General features: G+C 70.0%; 15 protein-coding genes and 2 tRNA genes. 11 read left to right on the top strand and 6 right to left on the bottom strand.

Features of this window, described 5'->3' with window-relative positions; all coding sequences use genetic code 11:
* Positions 1–19 precede the first annotated feature (19 nt).
* From BCL65_RS05080 to rpmH, 5 genes are read right to left on the bottom strand one after another with little or no spacing between them, the layout of a single operon-like run.
* Entirely contained in the window at positions 20–553 is a 534-nt protein-coding gene (locus BCL65_RS05080) for a Jag family protein (RefSeq protein WP_106265787.1), read from the bottom strand.
* The gene (yidC, locus tag BCL65_RS05075; RefSeq protein WP_106265785.1) at positions 550–1,497 is read right to left on the bottom strand and encodes a membrane protein insertase YidC; all 948 of its coding nucleotides are present in this window, start codon (positions 1,495–1,497) and stop codon (positions 550–552) included. Before yidC ends, BCL65_RS05080 begins: the two co-directional genes overlap by 4 nt.
* A 49-nt stretch (positions 1,498–1,546) precedes the next feature.
* The gene (gene yidD / locus BCL65_RS05070) at positions 1,547–1,843 is read right to left on the bottom strand and encodes a membrane protein insertion efficiency factor YidD (protein WP_106265783.1); all 297 of its coding nucleotides are present in this window, start codon (positions 1,841–1,843) and stop codon (positions 1,547–1,549) included.
* Positions 1,843–2,199 (bottom strand): ribonuclease P protein component, encoded by a 357-nt coding sequence (gene rnpA / locus BCL65_RS05065; protein ID WP_106265781.1) that lies wholly within the window; start codon positions 2,197–2,199, stop codon positions 1,843–1,845. Before rnpA ends, yidD begins: the two co-directional genes overlap by 1 nt.
* A 3-nt stretch (positions 2,200–2,202) precedes the next feature.
* On the bottom strand, positions 2,203–2,340 hold the full coding sequence (gene rpmH, locus BCL65_RS05060; RefSeq protein ID WP_106265963.1) for a 50S ribosomal protein L34: 138 nt from the start codon (positions 2,338–2,340) through the stop codon (positions 2,203–2,205).
* Positions 2,341–2,655: 315 nt separating this feature from the next.
* On the opposite strand from rpmH, the gene dnaA reads away from it, so the two are divergent.
* The 11 genes from dnaA (at position 2,656) to BCL65_RS05010 (ending at position 15,060) form a co-directional block, all read left to right on the top strand.
* Entirely contained in the window at positions 2,656–4,092 is a 1,437-nt protein-coding gene (gene dnaA, locus BCL65_RS05055; protein WP_106265780.1) for a chromosomal replication initiator protein DnaA, read from the top strand.
* Positions 4,093–4,619: 527 nt separating this feature from the next.
* Positions 4,620–5,753: a DNA polymerase III subunit beta gene (dnaN, locus tag BCL65_RS05050; RefSeq protein WP_106265778.1), complete on the top strand. Its 1,134-nt coding sequence runs from the start codon at positions 4,620–4,622 to the stop codon at positions 5,751–5,753.
* A gap of 12 nt (positions 5,754–5,765) precedes the next feature.
* The gene (gene gnd / locus BCL65_RS05045; RefSeq protein ID WP_106265776.1) at positions 5,766–6,665 is read left to right on the top strand and encodes a phosphogluconate dehydrogenase (NAD(+)-dependent, decarboxylating); all 900 of its coding nucleotides are present in this window, start codon (positions 5,766–5,768) and stop codon (positions 6,663–6,665) included.
* Between the two features lie 19 nt (positions 6,666–6,684).
* Positions 6,685–7,878, top strand: a complete 1,194-nt coding sequence (gene recF / locus BCL65_RS05040) for a DNA replication/repair protein RecF (protein ID WP_106265774.1) — start codon at positions 6,685–6,687, stop codon at positions 7,876–7,878.
* A 91-nt stretch (positions 7,879–7,969) separates the two neighbouring features.
* Complete coding sequence (locus BCL65_RS05035; protein ID WP_106265961.1) at positions 7,970–8,467, top strand: DUF721 domain-containing protein; 498 nt, start codon at positions 7,970–7,972, stop codon at positions 8,465–8,467.
* Positions 8,468–8,655: 188 nt separating this feature from the next.
* Positions 8,656–10,872: a DNA topoisomerase (ATP-hydrolyzing) subunit B gene (gene gyrB / locus BCL65_RS05030; protein ID WP_106265772.1), complete on the top strand. Its 2,217-nt coding sequence runs from the start codon at positions 8,656–8,658 to the stop codon at positions 10,870–10,872.
* Between the two features lie 149 nt (positions 10,873–11,021).
* The gene (gene gyrA / locus BCL65_RS05025) at positions 11,022–13,616 is read left to right on the top strand and encodes a DNA gyrase subunit A (protein ID WP_106265959.1); all 2,595 of its coding nucleotides are present in this window, start codon (positions 11,022–11,024) and stop codon (positions 13,614–13,616) included.
* Positions 13,616–14,644, top strand: coding sequence for a DUF3566 domain-containing protein (locus tag BCL65_RS17945; protein ID WP_243400756.1), 1,029 nt, complete (start codon positions 13,616–13,618; stop codon positions 14,642–14,644). Before gyrA ends, BCL65_RS17945 begins: the two co-directional genes overlap by 1 nt.
* Before the next feature lie 116 nt (positions 14,645–14,760).
* A tRNA-Ile gene (locus BCL65_RS05015) sits at positions 14,761–14,834 on the top strand.
* Between the two features lie 26 nt (positions 14,835–14,860).
* A complete protein-coding gene (locus tag BCL65_RS18100) occupies positions 14,861–14,980 on the top strand; it encodes a DLW-39 family protein (protein WP_219885641.1) in 120 nt (39 codons plus the stop codon).
* Between the two features lie 7 nt (positions 14,981–14,987).
* Positions 14,988–15,060 (top strand) — tRNA-Ala (locus BCL65_RS05010).
* A gap of 57 nt (positions 15,061–15,117) precedes the next feature.
* On the opposite strand, the gene BCL65_RS05005 is transcribed toward BCL65_RS05010, so the two are convergent.
* Positions 15,118–17,733, bottom strand: a complete 2,616-nt coding sequence (locus BCL65_RS05005; protein WP_125206453.1) for a rhamnogalacturonan lyase family protein — start codon at positions 17,731–17,733, stop codon at positions 15,118–15,120.
* Between the last annotated feature and the right edge of the window lie 179 nt (positions 17,734–17,912).

Raw genomic sequence — 17,912 nt, 5'->3', positions numbered from 1 at the left:
CGGGCCCCGTCGTTCGTCGTCATGCCGTGGCGGGCTCCGCCGGGTGGATCACCACGTACCGCTGCGGTTCGGTGCCGGCCGAGTCGCTCACGAGTCCCGCACCCGCCACCTCGTCGTGCACGACCTTGCGCTCGAACGCGTTCATCGGGTCCAGCGACACCGTCGCGCCGGACTCCTGCACACGTGCGATCGCGTCCGCGGCCAGCGCCTCGAGCTCAGCGCGCCGTGCCGCACGGAACCCGCCGACGTCCAGCATCAGCCTGCTCCGCTCCCCCGTCCGCGCCTGGACGGCGAGGCGGGTGAGGTCTTGGAGCGCCTCGAGCACCTCGCCGTTCCGCCCGACCAGGGAGTCGAGCGAGCGCGGGGATTCCTCGGAGACGATCTCGACCGCCGCACGCTCGTGGCGGATGTCGAGGTCGATGTCGCCGTCCAGGTCGGCGATGTCGAGGAGCTCCTCGAGGTAGTCGGCAGCGACCTCGCCCTCCTCCTCGAGACGTGCCACCAGCGTCTTGCCGTTCTCCGGCGTCGCGTCGCTCGTCATGGCTGACCTCATCTCTTCTTCTTCTTGCGGTTCTTGCGCATGGGCTGCTCACGCTGCCCCACCGGCTTCGGCGGCTCGATCTCCGTCGGCTCCTCGGCCACGATGCCCTTCTTGGCAGCCTTCGCGGCCTGCTTCTCCTTGAGCTGACGCTCTGCCTCGGAGCCCGGCGCCGGCATCCGCTTGATCGTGTAGAACTGCTGCCCCATGGACCACAGGTTCGTCGTGGTCCAGTAGATCAGCACACCCACCGGGAAGTTCACGCCCGAGATCAGGAAGATGACCGGCAGCGCGTACAGCATCATCTTCTGCGTGTTCGCCATCGGGCCCTCAAGGGCGGCCTTCGGCATGTTCTTCATCGTCAGCTGACGCTGGGTGAAGAACGTCGTGGCGCTCATCGCGAGGATGAGGACGAGGATCGTGATCCGAGCGCCCCAGTCGTCCGTCTGCAGGAAGATGTCCGACAGCTGAGCACCGAAGAGCGACGACTCCTCGATGTCCGCGGCCACCGACGCGTCGATGGGGCCGATCGGGTCGAGCGTGCCCGCCGCGATCGGAGGCAGGTTGTAGAGCACACGGAACAGTGCGAAGAAGATCGGCGACTGCAGCAGGATCGGCATGCACGACGCCATCGGGTTGGTGCCGTGCTTGCGATACAGCTCCATGGTCTCGCGGCCCATGGCTTCGCGGGACGACGGGTCCTTCTTGTTCTTGTACTTCTTCTGGATCGCCTGGAGCTCCGGCTGCATCATCTGCATCCCGCGCGACGCCTTGATCTGCTTGAAGAACAGCGGGATCAGGAGGATGCGGATGACGATCACGAGGGCGACGATCGACAGCACCCAGGCGAACCCCGGGCCGTCCTGGAAGCCGAGGGTGGTGAATACCTGGTGGGACCCGTACATGATCCAGGCCACGACCCACTGGATCGGGAACAGGATGGTATCGAAGAAGCCCATTTGTCTCCTCTGTCGGAAAGCTGAGCCCGGGTGGCGCGATCCCGGGAGGTCAGTGCGTGTCGGCGCCGCGGTGCTCGTGCTGACGAGCCGGCGGCACGTCGTCGACGCCGCCGAGGCTCCACGGGTTGCACCGCAGGATCCGCCAGAGGGCGAGTCCGGTCCCCCGCAGCGGCCCGTGCGTGCGGACTGCGACGAGCGCGTACTGCGAGCAGGACGGGTAGTACTTGCAGGTCGGCCCGGTCATCGGTGACACGACGGCCTGGTACACACGGATCGCGCCGACCAGCACGGCCGTGGGGACGGCGCGCGCGAGCTCCCGGCTGCGCCCGAGCACGGAACCGGTCATCAGCCCGGCCCCGCGACCCGGGCGAGCGCCTTGTGCATCCCGCGGGAGACGTCCCGGTCCAGGCGCGCGTAGTCCGCCTCGGCGGACGCCGGCAGCGCCCGCAGCACCATGAGCGCGTCGTCCGGCAGGTCGTCCAGGTGCGCGGCCGCGACGCCGCGGAGGCGTCGCTTGACGAGGTTGCGGTGCACGGCGTTGCCGACCGCCTTGGAGACCACCAGGCCCACCAAAGGGCCGTCCACCTGCCCCGGGGCGCGGGTCAGGTGGACGACGACGGTCGAGCGCCCTGCGCGCGCGCCACCGCGCACCGCTCGTTCGAAGTCGAAGGAGCGGCGCATGCGTCGCGCCGCAGGGAGCACGGCTCAGGCAGCGAGTTCGGTGCGGCCCTTGCGACGGCGGTTCGCCAGGATGGCGCGGCCGGCGCGGGTGCGCATGCGCAGCCGGAAACCGTGGGTCTTCGCACGACGGCGGTTGTTCGGCTGGAAGGTCCGCTTGCTCACGAGGTACTCCAAGAAACGTCGGGGAGGCACACCGTCAGGTCCTCGACGATGTCGGTCAGGTTGCTGGTCGGCGTCCGCACGGGCAGTGTGTCGACCGGGCCGACCCGAGGCCGCACGCCCGAAGGAGGGCGCGCGAAAGTACCTGGAACGGCTGTCCGACGTTACGCCGTCGCGGGCCCTCAGGTCAACTGCGCCCGGCGTGACGCCGACGACACGACCGGTCTCGCGCCGCCGTCGTCCACACCGATGTCCACAGGTTCCACAGGGTGTGGAAAACTATGTGGACACTGTTACCGACCGCCCGGAGGAACCCCCGTGCCCCAGCCCGACGCCGACATCACCGAGGTCTGGTCACAGACCCTGGCGACCCTCGAGGCGCGGTCGGACATGACCCAGCGGCAGCTCGCCTTCATCAAGCTGGCGAAGCCGATGGCGATCCTGGAGGACACGGTCTTCATCGCCGTGCCGCACGAGCAGACGCGCAACTATCTCGAGACGAGCGTGCGCGACCAGCTGGTCTCGGCTATGTCCTCCGCGCTCGGGCGGGACATCCGGTTCGGGATCACGGTCGACCCGGAGCTCAGCCACGAGGCACTCGCCGGCCCGACGCAGGACTACAGCCCTCCCTCGGAAGAACCGGAGCCCGAGATCTCCGCCCCGGAACGGACCGCGGTCCACCGCTCCGCGCCGCCGGCGCGCAAGGAGGCCGCGGAGCCCACCCGGCTGAACCCCAAGTACATCTTCGAGACGTTCGTCATCGGTTCGTCCAACCGGTTCGCGCACGCGGCGGCCGTCGCGGTCGCCGAGGCGCCGGCCAAGGCGTACAACCCCCTCTTCATCTACGGCGACTCCGGGCTGGGCAAGACGCACCTGCTGCACGCCATCGGCCACTACGCGCACAACCTGTACCCGCACGTGCGCGTGCGGTACGTGAACTCGGAGGAGTTCACCAACGACTTCATCAACAGCATCGGCGAGGGGCGCACCGGCGCGTTCCAGCGCCGCTACCGCGACGTCGACGTCCTGCTCATCGACGACATCCAGTTCCTGCAGGGCAAGGAACAGACGATGGAGGAGTTCTTCCACACCTTCAACGCGCTGCACAACGCGGACAAGCAGGTCGTCATCACCTCCGACGTGCCGCCCAAGCAGCTCGACGGGTTCGAGGACCGGCTGCGCTCCCGGTTCGAGTGGGGCCTGATCACCGACGTCCAGCCGCCCGACCTCGAGACCCGCATCGCGATCCTGCGCAAGAAGGCGGCGAGCGAGCGTCTCGACGTGCCGGCCGAGGTGCTGAGCTACATCGGTTCCCGCATCTCGACGAACATCCGCGAGCTCGAGGGCGCGCTGATCCGGGTCACGGCGTTCGCGAACCTGAACAAGCAGCAGGTGGACCTGGCCCTCACCGAGATCGTCCTCAAGGACCTCATCACCGACGACGACCAGGCCACGGAGATCACCCCGGCGATGGTCATCGCCCAGACGGCCGCCTACTTCGGTCTCACGATCGACGACCTCTGCGGGACGTCCCGGTCGCGCGTCCTGGTGACGGCACGCCAGATCGCGATGTACCTGTGCCGTGAGCTGACGGACCTCTCCCTGCCCAAGATCGGCCAGCAGTTCGGTGGCCGCGACCACACCACCGTCATGCACGCGAACAAGAAGATCGCCGGTCAGATGGCCGAGCGCCGGTCGACGTACAACCAGGTCACGGAGCTCACGAGCCGGATCAAGCAGCAGCACCGCGGCTGATCCACAATTCCACAACCCTGTGGACAACCGCGTGTTCACAGGGTTTCCCACAGCAGCCCGCCCGAGATCGTGCCATTTCGGGCGGGCTGTCCCCATCCTGTGGACCCGCACGGTGGACAACTCCGCCGATTCCGGTCAGGCACCCGTTCACACCTGTGGACAAATCTGTGGACGCCTGTGGAACACGCGCGAGAACCGGTGGACGAAGGCACCCCCATCGGTGGACGCCTGTGGGTACAGAAACCGTCGCCCACAGGGGCACCGAGTTGCCCACAGGCTCGCGCACAGCCGCCTCCACAGGGTTCCGTGCCTCCTGAACTGCGAAGACACCGGTTTTCCCCATGATCCACAACCCCTACGACGACGATGAACGTGTTTTTCCCAGGAGAGATCCACACGCCTTCGAAGCCCCGGACGGCGGTCGCAGGGCGCCCTTCCTCGAGGGCTCCGGCACGGTAGGGTTTGCACGGACGACGGCGCTGCTGACAGGCACGTCGTCGCACCGCACGAGCACACTGAGGAGTGGGATGAAGTTCCGGGTTGAACGTGACGTCCTGGCCGAGGCCGTGACATGGACGGCTCGTACGCTCCCCACACGACCGCCGGCTCCCGTCCTGGCCGGTGTCCGGCTCGAGGCCAGCACCGCGGGGTCGATCGGCCTGGCGAGCTTCGACTACGAGGTCTCGGCGCGCTCCGAGATCCCCGCCGAGGTGTCGGAGTCCGGCACGGTGCTCGTCTCCGGCCGCCTCCTCGCCGAGATCTCCCGCGCCCTGCCGAGCAAGCCGGTGGACGTCACGGTCGAGGGCAACAAGGTCGCGCTGACCTGCGGTGCCTCCCGCTTCACCCTGCTCACCATGCCGGTCGAGGACTATCCGGCGCTGCCGGCGATGCCCGAGCTCACCGGAACCGTTCCCGGTGACGCCCTCACCCACGCCGTCGCCCAGGTGAGCGTGGCCGCGAGCCGCGACGACACGCTCCCGCTGCTCACCGGTGTGCGGATGGAGATCGAGGGCGAGCGGATCACGCTCCTCGCCACCGACCGCTACCGCCTGGCGCTGCGCGAGCTGACGTGGACCCCCGCGACTCCCGGGTACTCCGCCGTCGCGCTGGTCCGCGCACGGACGCTCAACGACGTCGCGAAGTCGCTCGGCGCCGGTGGCGGACCGGTGAACATCGGGCTGTCCACCGGCGAGGGCATCGATCTGATCGGTTTCGAGGCCGGCGGTCGGCACACCACCTCCCAGCTGGTCGACGGCGACTACCCGGCCGTGCGCCGGCTGTTCCCGGACGCGACGCCCATCCACGCCGTCGTGCCCACCCAGGCCCTCATCGACGCCGCCAAGCGGGTCTCCCTCGTGGCCGAGCGCAACACGCCGATCCGCCTGGCGTTCTCCGAGGGCCAGGTCGTGCTCGACGCCGGCCAGGGGGACGACGCCCAGGCGTCGGAAGCCCTGGAGGCGGTGCTCGTCGGCGAGGACATCCAGGTGGCCTTCAACCCGCAGTTCCTGCTGGACGGTCTGGGCGCGCTGGGCACGGACTTCGTGCGGATGTCGTTCACGCACCCCAACAAGCCGGTGGAGTTCACCGGCCAGGAGTCCCTGGACGGCGAGGACTCGTCCGCCTACCGCTACCTGCTGGTCCCCATCCGTTTCTCGTCCTGAGAGGTTCTCCACATGGTCACCCACATGGGTCTGGTCGGTCTGGGCAAGATGGGCAACAACATGCGCGAGCGCCTGCGCCGCGCGGGCATCGAGGTCACCGGGTACGACCCGCGACCCGAGGTGTCCGACGTCGAGTCGCTCGCCGCGCTGGTCGACGCCCTCCCCGGACCTCGGCGCGTGGTGTGGGTGATGGTCCCGGCCGGCGACCCGACCCGGGGCGTCGTCCAGGAGCTCGGGACCCTGCTGGGCGACGGCGACATCGTCGTCGAGGGCGGCAACTCCCACTACCCGGAGGACCAGGCACGCGCGGCCGAGCTCGCCGAGCGCGGTGTCGGGTACGTCGACGTCGGTGTCTCCGGCGGCATCTGGGGGCTGGAGAACGGCTACGGCCTGATGTGCGGTGGTGACGACGACCAGGTCGCGCACCTCATGCCGGTCTTCGACGCGCTGCGGCCGGAGGGTCCCCGCGAAGAGGGCTTCGTGCACGCGGGCAACGTCGGTGCCGGGCACTTCGCCAAGATGGTGCACAACGGCATCGAGTACGGCCTGATGCAGGCGTACGCCGAGGGCTACGAGCTGCTGTCGGCGAAGAAGGACGTGGTCACGGACGTGCACGGCACGATGCGTGCGTGGAAGCGTGGCACGGTGGTGCGCTCCTGGCTCCTGGACCTCATGGTCAAGGCCCTCGAGGAGGACCCGCAGCTCGCCGCGATCGACGACTGGGTCGCCGACTCCGGCGAGGGCCGGTGGACCGTGGACGAGGCGATCGACAACGCTGTGCCGCTGCCGGTCATCTCCGCGGCGCTGTTCTCCCGGTTCGCCTCGCGGCAGGACGACTCGCCCGCCATGAAGGCCGTGGCGGCGCTGCGTCAGCAGTTCGGCGGCCACGCCACGAAGCCGTCGGCCGAGTAGGCCGCGCGACACTGGGGTCATGTACGTCTCGCACCTGTCGCTGCTCGACTTCCGCTCCTACGAGTCCGCCGACGTCGAGCTCGAGCCGGGCCCCAACGCCTTCGTCGGGCGCAACGGGCGCGGCAAGACGAACCTCGTCGAGGCGCTGGGGTACGTCGCGACGCTCGGCAGCCACCGGGTCGCGAACGACACCCCGCTCATCCGCGCCGGGGCCCAGCGAGCCGTGGTCCGGACCCGGGTCGTGCGCGGCGAGCGCGCGTCGACCGTCGAGCTGGAGATCACCGCGGGCAAGGCGAACCGGGCCCGCGTCAACCGCGGGCAGCTCGGCCGGGCCCGCGACGTCCTCGGCATCCTGCGTACCGTCCTGTTCGCCCCGGAGGACCTGGGGCTCGTCAAGGGCGAGCCGGACGGCCGACGCCGCTTCCTGGACCAGCTCGTCGTGCAGCTCCTCCCCCGCGCCGCCGGCGTGCTGTCGGACTATGAGCGGGTCGTCCGCCAACGCTCGGCGCTGCTGAAGTCGCTGCGGGGCCACCGGGCGGCTGGGCGCGACCCGGACCTGTCGGCGCTGGAGGTGTGGGACGCCCGGGCGGCCCAGCTCGGTGGACAGGTCCTGGCCTGGCGCACGGCGCTGGTCCGTGCCCTGCAGCCGCTCGTGGCCACCGCGTACGAGCAGGTGAGCGACGCGGACAGCGAGGCGCAGGTGCGGTACCGCTCGGCGGTGCTGCCGGATCCCGGCCCGGACGGTCCGCTCCCGCACGAGGCGCCGGAGGCGCTCGAGAAGCTCCTGGCCGCCGCCATCGAGGAGCAGCGCTCCCAGGAGATCGATCGCGGGCAGAGTCTCGTCGGGCCCCACCGGGACGACCTGGTGCTCTCCCTGGGCGACCTCCCCGCGAAGGGGTATGCGAGCCACGGGGAGTCGTGGTCGTTCGCCCTGGCGCTGCGTCTCGCGGCCTTCCGCTTGCTGGGCGGCGGCTCGGAGCCCATCGAGACCGACGGCGTCTTCTGGGACCCGGACCACGGCTCGGACGCGGATCCCGTGCTCATCCTCGACGACGTGTTCGCCGAGCTCGACGTCCGCCGTCGCGAGCGGTTGGCCGAGCTCGTGGTGCAGGCCCGTCAGGTGCTGGTGACGGCCGCGGTGCCGCAGGACGTCCCGGAGGCGCTCCTGGGCGCCCGCTTCGAGGTCACGTCGGGGCAGGTGCGTCGTGTCTGACCAGGGGGCCGACGCCGGCTCCCCGGACGCGCTCGACCCGCCGGAGGGGCGTACGGAGCGCGACCCGCGTCCCGTCGTCGAACGCACGGAGCTGACGCCACGCTCCGAGGTGGCCCGCGAGGCGCTGAACCGTGCGAAGGCGGCGGCTCGCGCCAAAGGTCTGCGGCCGGGGTCGCCGTCGCGGCGTTCGGCGCTGGCCGAGCCGCGCAAGGAACCGGGCAAGGGCCCGAACGCCCGCGACCCGCGCCTCGTGTCGGACGTGGTGGCGCGCCTCCTGCGGGACAAGGGCTGGCACGAGGAGGTGTCGGTCGGCGGGGTGATCGGCCGGTGGCGCGAGGTGGTCGGTGACCAGGTCGCGGACCACTGCACGCCGGAGACCTTCGAGGACAAGGTGCTCGTGGTGCGGGCGGACTCGACGGCGTGGGCCACGCAGGTCCGGCTGCTCGTGCCCACGCTGATGCGACGCCTCGACGAGGAGGTCGGCGAGGGCGTCGTGGAGAAGGTCACGGTGCTCGGTCCGGCAGGCCCGAGCTTCCGCCGTGGACGCCGGTCGGTGCGGGGCCCGGGACCGGGTGACACCTTCGGCTGAGCGACGCTGCGGCCGATGTGGAGAAACCTGTGGACAACGTGTGGCAGCGCACACGCTCAAGAGCCCGATCGCCGCGATTTCCTGCGGATCTCCGGTAGACTTGGCGGGTGTCCCCGGGTGTCGATCCGGGTCCGTGGAGAAGCGTGCGACCGGCCCCGCTGGGCCGGTCGACGACTGCTCGGGCCTCGATGGTCCCCCGGCGGCGCACGGCACCGACCCGCAGCCGGCACACCCGTGCCTGTCCCTGTGCTGCGGCCCGGACCCCTCGGTCCGGGACACCCCGTCGCGTGCCTGGACGACGAGGAGTGCTACAGCCTGTGGCTCAGCGATCCGACAGCAGCTACGACGCCGGGAACATCACCGTCCTCGAGGGCCTCGAGGCAGTCCGTAAGCGACCCGGCATGTACATCGGGTCCACCGGCGCGCGAGGTCTCCATCACCTCGTGTATGAGGTTGTGGACAACTCGGTCGACGAGGCTCTCGCCGGCCATGCCGACACCATCGACGTCACGCTGCTGGCGGACGGCGGGGTGCGCGTCGTGGACAACGGCCGCGGCATCCCGGTGGCGATGCACCCCACGGAGGGCCGGCCGACGGTCGAGGTCGTCATGACGATCCTGCACGCGGGCGGCAAGTTCGGGGGCGGCGGGTACGCCGTCTCCGGCGGTCTGCACGGCGTGGGCATCTCGGTCGTCAACGCCCTCTCGTCGCGGGTCGTCACCGAGGTGCGCCGTGACGGTCACGCCTGGCGCCAGGAGTTCGCCGACGGCGGCGCCCCGGTCGGTGAGCTGCAGCAGCTCGAGGCGACGGACGAGACGGGCACGACGCAGACGTTCTGGGCCGACGGCACCATCTTCGAGACGACGGACTACGACTTCGAGACGCTCCGGTCCCGCTTCCAGCAGTACGCGTTCCTCAACAAGGGCCTGCGCATCACGCTCACGGACGAGCGCACCGAGCACGTCTCCGGCCCCGACGAGATCACCGGCGTGCCGACCGACGGCGAGGCCGCCGGGATCGAGGGTGCGGACGCCCCCGCCGTGGACACGGTCGAGTCCCCGGACGACGAGGTGCACGACGCCGAGTCGGACGGCGGCGCGGTCCGGACGGTCACGTACAAGTACGACCACGGCCTCATCGACTACGTGAAGCACATCAACGCGGCGAAGCGGTCGGAGATCATCCACCCGGAGATCATCGACATCGAGTCGGAGGACACCTCGGCGCAGATCTCGCTCGAGATCGCCCTGCAGTGGACCAGCGCGTACAGCGAGTCGGTCCACACGTTCGCCAACACGATCTCGACGACGGAGGGCGGCACCCACGAGGAGGGCTTCCGCGCAGCGCTGACGGGTCTGGTGAACTCCTACGCGCGGGACAAGGCGATCCTCAAGGAGAAGGACGAGAACCTCACGGGTGACGACATCCGCGAGGGGCTCACCGCGGTGCTGAGCGTCAAGCTGGGCGAGCCGCAGTTCGAGGGCCAGACGAAGACCAAGCTGGGCAACACCGAGGCCAAGACGTTCGTGCAGCGCGTCGTGCGCGAGAAGCTGGTCGACTGGTTCGACGCCCACCCGAACGAGGCGCGGGACATCATCCGCAAGGCGATCTCGGCGTCGCAGGCGCGGATCGCGGCCCGCAAGGCGCGCGAGGCGACACGGCGCAAGGGGATCCTCAGCTCGGGCGGGATGCCCGGCAAGCTGAAGGACTGCCAGTCGAACCGCCCCGAGGAGTGCGAGATCTACATCGTCGAGGGCGACTCCGCGGGTGGTTCCGCGGTGCGCGGCCGCGACCCGCACCACCAGGCGATCCTGCCGCTGCGCGGCAAGATCCTCAACGTGGAGCGCGCCCGGCTCGACAAGGCGCTGTCCAACGCCGAGGTCCAGGCGCTGATCACCGCGTTCGGCACCGGCATCGGCGAGGACTTCGACATCGTCAAGCTGCGGTACCACAAGATCGTGCTCATGGCCGACGCCGACGTCGACGGCCAGCACATCTGCACGCTCCTGCTGACGCTGCTGTTCCGCTACATGCGCCCGCTCATCGAGCAGGGGCACGTGTACCTCGCGCAGCCGCCGCTGTACAGGCTCAAGTGGACGAACGCCCCGCACGACTACGTGTACTCCGACCGGGAGCGTGACGCGTTCCTCCAGCAGGGCATCGCCGCGGGCAAGCGGATCCCCAAGGAGAACGGCATCCAGCGCTACAAGGGTCTCGGCGAGATGGACTACACCGAGCTATGGGACACCACGATGGACCCGGAGCACCGCACGTTGATGCAGGTCACGATCGATGACGCTGCCGCGGCGGACGAGATCTTCTCGGTGCTGATGGGCGAGGACGTCGAGTCCCGCCGCAGCTTCATCCAGCGCAACGCCAAGGACGTCCGGTTCCTCGACATCTGACCGGAGCTGGGCGTACACGATGTGAACGTCCAGTTGTACAGAACCTTCAGGACTGATTGAGGCAGGACCCGCGCCCGGGCGGCGCAGGAAGAAACGGAGACACGGTGACGGACGAGACACCCGGCCCCGAGAACGACGGACCCGCGCAGATGCCGGCAGGCGACGACGTCGCGCTGGCCGCGATCCAGCACGGCCGCGTCGAGCAGGTCGACCTGCAGCTCGAGATGCAGCGGTCGTACCTGGACTACGCGATGAGCGTCATCGTCGGCCGGGCGCTGCCCGACGTGCGCGACGGCCTCAAGCCGGTGCACCGCCGCGTGCTCTACGCGATGTACGACGGCGGCTACCGGCCCGACCGCGCGTTCTCCAAGTGCTCCCGTGTCGTCGGCGACGTCATGGGCAAGTTCCACCCCCACGGCGACACGGCGATCTACGACACGCTGGTCCGCCTCGTCCAGGACTGGGTGCTGCGGTACCCGCTGGTCGCGGGTCAGGGGAACTTCGGCTCGCCCGGCAACGACCCGGCGGCCGCCCCGCGGTACACCGAGTGCCGGATGGCGCCCCTGGCCCTCGAGATGGTCCGGGACATCGACAAGGACACCGTCGACTTCCAGGACAACTACGACGGCCGGACGCAGGAGCCCGTCGTCCTGCCGTCCCGCATCCCGAACCTCCTGGTCAACGGCTCGGCGGGCATCGCCGTCGGCATGGCCACGAACATCCCGCCGCACAACCTGCGGGAGGTCGCCGAGGGTGTCCGGTGGCACCTGGCCAACCCGGACGCCTCCAAGGAGGAGCTGCTCGCCGCGCTCATGCAGCGCATCAAGGGGCCGGACTTCCCCTCGGGCGCGCAGATCCTGGGCACCAAGGGCATCGAGGAGGCCTACCGGACGGGCCGTGGGTCGATCACGATGCGCGCCGTGGTCAACGTCGAGGAGATCCAGAACCGGATCTGCCTGGTGATCACCGAGCTGCCCTACATGGTCAACCCGGACAACCTGGCCACCAAGATCGCCGACCTGGTCAACGACGGGAAGATCGCCGGCATCGCCGACATCCGGGACGAGACCTCCGGCCGCACCGGTCAGCGCCTGGTCATCGTCCTCAAGCGCGACGCCGTCGCCAAGGTCGTGCTGAACAACCTGTACAAGCACACCCAGCTGCAGGACAACTTCAGCGCGAACATGCTCGCGCTCGTCGACGAGGTGCCCCGCACGCTCAGCCTCGACGCGTTCGTGCGGCACTGGACGCAGCACCAGATCGAGGTCGTGCGCCGCCGCACCGCCTACCTGCTGCGCGAGGCGCAGGACAAGATCCACATCTACGAGGGCTACCTGCGCGCCCTCGACGCGCTCGACGCCGTCATCGCCCTCATCCGCCGCTCCCCCGACGCCGACCAGGCACGGTCCGGGCTCATGGAGCTGCTCGGGATCGACGAGACGCAGGCCAACGCGATCCTCGCGCTGCAGCTCCGCCGTCTGGCGGCGCTGGAGCGGCAGCAGATCCTCGACGAGCACGCCAAGCTCAAGGCGGAGATCCTCGAGTACGAGGACATCCTCGCCAAGCCGGCGCGTCAGCGGGAGATCGTCGCGACCGAGCTGGACGAGGTCACCGAGCGGTGGGGCGACGAGCGCCGCACCACGATCCTCCCCTACGACGGCGACATGTCGATCGAGGACCTCATCCCCGAGGAGGACGTGGTCGTCACGATCACGCACGGCGGGTACGCCAAGCGCACGCGCACCGACTCCTACCGTGCCCAGCGCCGTGGCGGGAAGGGTGTCCGGGGCGCCACGCTGCGCCAGGACGACATCGTCGACCACTTCTTCGTGACCACGACCCACCACTGGCTGCTGTTCTTCACCGACGCCGGCCGGGTCTACCGCGTCAAGGGCTACGAGCTGCCCGAGCAGGCGCGGGACGCGAAGGGCCAGCACGTCGCGAACCTGCTGGCGATGCAGCCCGACGAGAAGATCGCCCAGGTGCTGGCCGTCCGGGACTACGACGCGGCGGAGTACCTCGTGCTCGCCACGCGCCGCGGGCTGGTCAAGAAGACGCGCCTGAGCGACTACGACTCCCCGCGCAGCGGTGGTCTCATCGCCATCAACCTGCGCCAGGACGACGACGGCACCCCGGACGAGCTCGTGGCCGCCCGCCTGGTGAACGCCGACGACGAGCTCATCCTCGTCTCGCGCAAGGGTCAGTCGATCCGGTTCCCGGCCGACGACGACACGCTGCGCCCGATGGGACGTGCGACGTCCGGCGTGACCGGCATGAAGTTCCGCGAGGACGACGAGCTGCTCAACGCCGACGTCGTCACGCCGGGCACCGACCTGTTCGTGGTCACGGAGGGCGGGTTCGCGAAGCGCACCCGGATCGACGACTACCGCCTCCAGGGTCGCAACGGCTACGGCATCAAGGTGGCGAACCTCGTCGAGGCGCGGGGCGACCTCGTGGGCGCTCTCGTCACGGACGCGGACACCGAGGTCCTGGTCATCATGGAGCGTGGCAAGATCGTCCGGTCGCGGGTGGACGAGGTGAACCTGACGGGTCGGACGACCCAGGGCGTCACCTTCGCCAAGCCGGACAAGAAGGACCGGATCATCGCGGTCGCCCGGAACGTCGAGCGTCGCGAGGACGAGGTGTCGGTTAGCGTGGAGGAGCAGGCCGCTGACGGCGGCCCGGTCGGGGCCGCCGAGGCGACCGCGCCCGAGCAGGACGAGACCGGGGACGGGAACATCTGATGGCCAGCGACAAGAACGCGGGGCAGGCAGGGACGAAGACGGCGGAGGCTGTGGACTCGACGCAGCAGATGTCGCCCGTGCCGGCAGCCCCGACCACGTCGGGCGAGGACCGCGTCCCGGCGCCGAGCAACGGCAGCACGTCCGCCGCGGCGAAGGCCGACGCGAAGCCCACCGGTGAGCCCGTGGGCGAGGTGAGCGTGGCCGAGCCGGCCTCCTCGACGGAGGGCACGATGTCGGGCACCACGACGGGCACGACGTCGAAGCCCGCGCCGGCGGACACCACGCCGGCGGAAGCAGCCTCGGCGGAGCAGGCGCCCACGAACGGTTCCGCCGTGAAGGACGGTGCCGTCAAGGCAGCGGCGGCGGCCCTCGCGGCGGCGCGCAACGCGGCCAAGAAGGTGCAGTCGGCGGCGTCCTCGAGCACCGGTGCGGAACCGCCGGACGCGGCGTCCTCGGGCTCGCAGAGCGCTCCCCCGCCGCCGCCCTCGACGGGGACGACGCAGAGCGCCTCACGGCCGGAGATGCACTACTCCGCCGGGGGCGTGCACGGTGCGGCGCAGCCTGAGGCGTCGCCGGCGGGTGCGCAGTACGGGGGCGCGCAGTACGGCGCCGCCACCGGTGCGCAGCCCACGCTGCAGTCGGCGGCCAGCCCGAGCGAGGGTCTGGGCAGCCCGCGTCGGGTCCGCCTGTCCGTGTCGCGGATCGACCCCTGGTCGATCATGAAGCTCGCGTTCCTGCTGTCCGTCGCGATCGGCATCATGATCGTCGTCGCGACGGCTGTGGTCTGGTACTCGCTGAATTCCCTCGGGACGTTCGCGACGATCCAGGAGTTCCTCATCGAGACGATGGGGCCGCAGACGATCAACATCACGCAGTTCGTCGAGTTCGAGCGCATGATCTCGCTCTCGACGCTCATCGCGCTGGTCAACATGGTGCTGTTCACGGCGATCGCCACCATCATGGCGATCCTCTACAACATCACCGCGGCGCTGGTCGGCGGCGTGCACCTGACCCTCACCGACGACTGAGGCGGGACGCACCCGGCGCGACGGACGTCACACCGCGGCGACCGCCCGCGGTTTGGGACCGGAGCGCCGGGTACGGTAATGTTCCGTGCTGCACGCGTTCATCGGACACGTGCGGAGGGGCTATAGCTCAGACGGTTAGAGCGCTTCCCTGATAAGGAAGAGGTCGGAGGTTCAAGTCCTCCTAGCCCCACTCCCTGGCAGACGCGGAGGTCCAGCATGAAGAAGCTGTTCGTGATCCTGCTCGCCGCCCTGGCCGGGTACGTCGTCTGGCGGCGCCTGTCGGCAGACGCCGCCGACCGCGACCTCTGGACCGAGGTCACCGACTCCCTCGACTGACCCCCCCGGGGCCATGGCGCAATTGGTAGCGCACCTGCTTTGCAAGCAGGGGGTTAGGGGTTCGAGTCCCCTTGGCTCCACCCGAGAAAGGCCGCTGACCGACGGGTCAGCGGCCTTTCGTCGTCACAGGCCTCCTGCTACGGGGTGTGGATGTCAGGCCAGGGGTAGCTGCTCACCTCGCTGCCGATGTGGAAGCTGGGGTGCGGCGGCTGGTTGTAGCCCGTGTTCTGCCAGGCGATCGCCACGCGGTACTGCGGATCGTGCATGAGAGTGGGGATCCGCAGGTCCGTCTCGTACGGCGTGGAGTAGATCCGGAGCGCCGACGAGTCGTCGGTCCGCCAGACGACCTCTTCGCGCCAGTCACCGAAGAGGTCACCGGAGAGCGCCGGGTTCGACTTCGTGCCGTTGTTCGTGCTCACCCCGGAGGCGGTCAGCAGGCGTCCGTCGTCGTAGTCGTCGACGTGGGTGCCGTCGAGCAGCTCGCGCTCGCCGTCGTCGTCCCACCATGCCAGGAAGTTCGCCGAGCTCGGCTTGGCCCCGACGGTGTCCCCTGAGGCGTTGCGCAGGCCGGACACGTTGGACGACCAGTACTCGGCGCCCGGATTGGCGGTGGTGACGTTCGCGGCCACGCCACGGCCGTTGTCGCCGTCCGGGCTGGTCTGGAACAGCACCGTGCCGTCCGAGCCGAGGAGGCTGGAGGACGGGGCGCTGCTGCTCTCGTGCGGCATGTAGACCTCCTGCCCGGGCCGGCCGGGCACGAGGTCGGAGACGTGGAGCGCGTCGCCGTGGCCCATGCGGGAGTTCCACAGCGGGTCGCCGTCGGAGCCGATCGCCATCGCGCCGTAGACGACGTCCTGGCGACCGTCACCGTCGAGGTCCGCGATCGAGAGGCTGTGGGCGCCCTGGCCGCGGTACTGCGAACCCTGGTCGTCGGAGTCGAAGACCCACCGGGTGGTCAGGTCCTGCCCGTCGAAGTCGACCGCCCAGATGACTGAGCGGGTGTAGTAGCCGCGCGCGAAGACCATGGACGGGCTGGTGCCATCCAGGTACGCGGTCCCGGCCAGGAACCGGTCGACCCGGTTGCCGTAGCTGTCGCCCCAGCTCGAGACGTCGCCGCGCGGCGGCTGGTAGTCGACGGTGTCGACCGCGGCGCCGGTACGGCCGTCGAAGATGGTCAGGAACTCGGGCCCCGACAGGACGTAGCCACCCGCGTTGCGGTGGTCGGCGCCGGCGTTCCCGATGACGCTCCCCTGGCCGTCGCGCGTCCCGTCGGCGGTCTTCATCGCGATCTCGGCGTCGCCGTCGCCGTCGTAGTCGTAGACCTGGAACTGGGTGTAGTGGGCGCCAGAGCGGATGTTGCGGCCCAGGTCGATCCGCCAGAGGCGGCTGCCGTCGAGCGTGTACGCGTCGATGATCGTGTTGTCGGTGTACCCGGACTGGGAGTTGTCCTTGGCGTTGTCCGGATACCACTTGACGACGTACTCGTAGTCGCCGTCACCGTCCAGGTCGCCGACGCTGGCGTCGTTGGCCGTGTAGTTGCTCCCGGGCCGGTCGATCGGCACGTCGAGGTAGCCGCCCGCGGTGAACCGTGCCTCCGTGGCCGCCTGCGCCCCCTCGGACCCGCCGGTCACCGGGGCGACCGCATAGCTCGAGCTCGACGAGCCGCCGGTGTCGCGGTAGTTCGTGGCGCCGGTGAGCGGGGAGGAGTTGAGCCGCTGCCCGTCCCGGTAGACGTTGAAGGCCACGTCCGGGTCGTCCGTGCCGAGCAGGCGCCAGCTCACCAGGTTGCCGTCGCTCGTCGGTCGGACGCTCACGCCCCGGGTCAGGGCCTCGACCTCGTAGGCGCCGTCGCCTCCGGGCTGGTCTGACCCGCCGGGCGTGACGTCGAGGTAGTCGATGTTCGCCAACCCGTCCGGGCCGGTCGCCTGCAGGCGGACGGTGTTGACGCCCGCGTCCAGCTCGACGGTGACGCGCTCGGTCGCCCAGGTCGTCCATGCGCCGGTGGCGGAGAACTGCGCGGTCCGCACGGACGTCCCGTTGACGACGACCTCACCGGGCCGGCTGCTCGAACCGGCGTGGGCGTAGCCGACGTCGAGAGTCGTCGTCCCCGCCGCGGCGGCGTCGACCGAGAACTCGACCCCGGCGCCGACGGCGTTGTCGGTGTTGCAGAAGCCGGTGCCCGAGTGCCCGGCGTGGTTGGCCTCGACGAGGCCTTCGCAGAGTGCCGGGGCGTCCTCCGCCTCGTGTCGAGACGGTGTGGGGGCGGCGGTGACCTCGGCCTCGACGTAGTCGATGTTGGCGAGCCCGCCGGCGCTGGTCGCGGCCACGCGGATCGTGGTCGCGCCGCCGGTGACGGGAACGGTGACGGTGCTGGTGGTCCAGGCGTCCCATGCTCCGGTCGGGCCCAGCGCGACGGTGCCGACCGTCTCGCCGTCGACGACGACGTCGGCCGGCCGGTCGGTCGTGCCCCCGTTGGCGTACCGGATGCCGAGGGTGGCCGTGCCGCCGGATCCGGCGTCGATCGTGACGTCGAGGGTGGCTCCGACGGCGTTGTCGGAGTTGCAGAAGCCGGTGCCGGAGTGCCCGGCGTGGTTGGCGTCGATCGTCCCGGCACACACGGTTGGGGCGTCCTCGGCCTCGTAGCGGACCGGGTCCGCGTGGGCGGTGGTCAGCGTGCCGACGCTCGTCGCGGCGACCGCGACGCCGGAGAGCGCGGCGACGAGGACGGCTCTGGTTGTTCTTCGCCTGGACATTGCTTCACTCCTTCGTGAAAGGGCGCGGCCGCGGCGTTGCGGCCGGAGGGCTGGCATGTCGCAGCGGCGAGAGCGGGCTCCGTCGCCACGAGGTCGGATCGGATTGAATCCATCCAACCGCCGATTCACGATCGTAGGGCAGGCGCTTTCCGGCGGATGGTGGTGCGCGACCGCTTAAA

The sequence above is a fragment of the Isoptericola halotolerans genome (assembly GCF_003003075.1).
Taxonomy (GTDB): Bacteria; Actinomycetota; Actinomycetes; order Actinomycetales; family Cellulomonadaceae; genus Isoptericola; species Isoptericola halotolerans_A.
The sequence above is the reverse complement of the archived record's forward strand: the minus strand, read 5'-3'. Positions and strand labels throughout refer to the sequence as shown.

What these genes read in the sequence shown, in the direction of transcription:
- gyrB (WP_106265772.1), top strand. Translation starts at nt 8,656, where the DNA reads ATGGTCCCCCGGCGGCGCACGGCACCGACCCGCAGCCGGCACACCCGT.
- BCL65_RS05005 (WP_125206453.1), bottom strand. Translation starts at nt 17,733, where the DNA reads ATGTCCAGGCGAAGAACAACCAGAGCCGTCCTCGTCGCCGCGCTCTCC.
- dnaN (WP_106265778.1), top strand. Translation starts at nt 4,620, where the DNA reads ATGAAGTTCCGGGTTGAACGTGACGTCCTGGCCGAGGCCGTGACATGG.
- gnd (WP_106265776.1), top strand. Translation starts at nt 5,766, where the DNA reads ATGGTCACCCACATGGGTCTGGTCGGTCTGGGCAAGATGGGCAACAAC.
- yidD (WP_106265783.1), bottom strand. Translation starts at nt 1,843, where the DNA reads ATGACCGGTTCCGTGCTCGGGCGCAGCCGGGAGCTCGCGCGCGCCGTC.
- recF (WP_106265774.1), top strand. Translation starts at nt 6,685, where the DNA reads ATGTACGTCTCGCACCTGTCGCTGCTCGACTTCCGCTCCTACGAGTCC.
- yidC (WP_106265785.1), bottom strand. Translation starts at nt 1,497, where the DNA reads ATGGGCTTCTTCGATACCATCCTGTTCCCGATCCAGTGGGTCGTGGCC.
- BCL65_RS17945 (WP_243400756.1), top strand. Translation starts at nt 13,616, where the DNA reads ATGGCCAGCGACAAGAACGCGGGGCAGGCAGGGACGAAGACGGCGGAG.
- gyrA (WP_106265959.1), top strand. Translation starts at nt 11,022, where the DNA reads ATGCCGGCAGGCGACGACGTCGCGCTGGCCGCGATCCAGCACGGCCGC.
- BCL65_RS05080 (WP_106265787.1), bottom strand. Translation starts at nt 553, where the DNA reads ATGAGGTCAGCCATGACGAGCGACGCGACGCCGGAGAACGGCAAGACG.
- BCL65_RS18100 (WP_219885641.1), top strand. Translation starts at nt 14,861, where the DNA reads ATGAAGAAGCTGTTCGTGATCCTGCTCGCCGCCCTGGCCGGGTACGTC.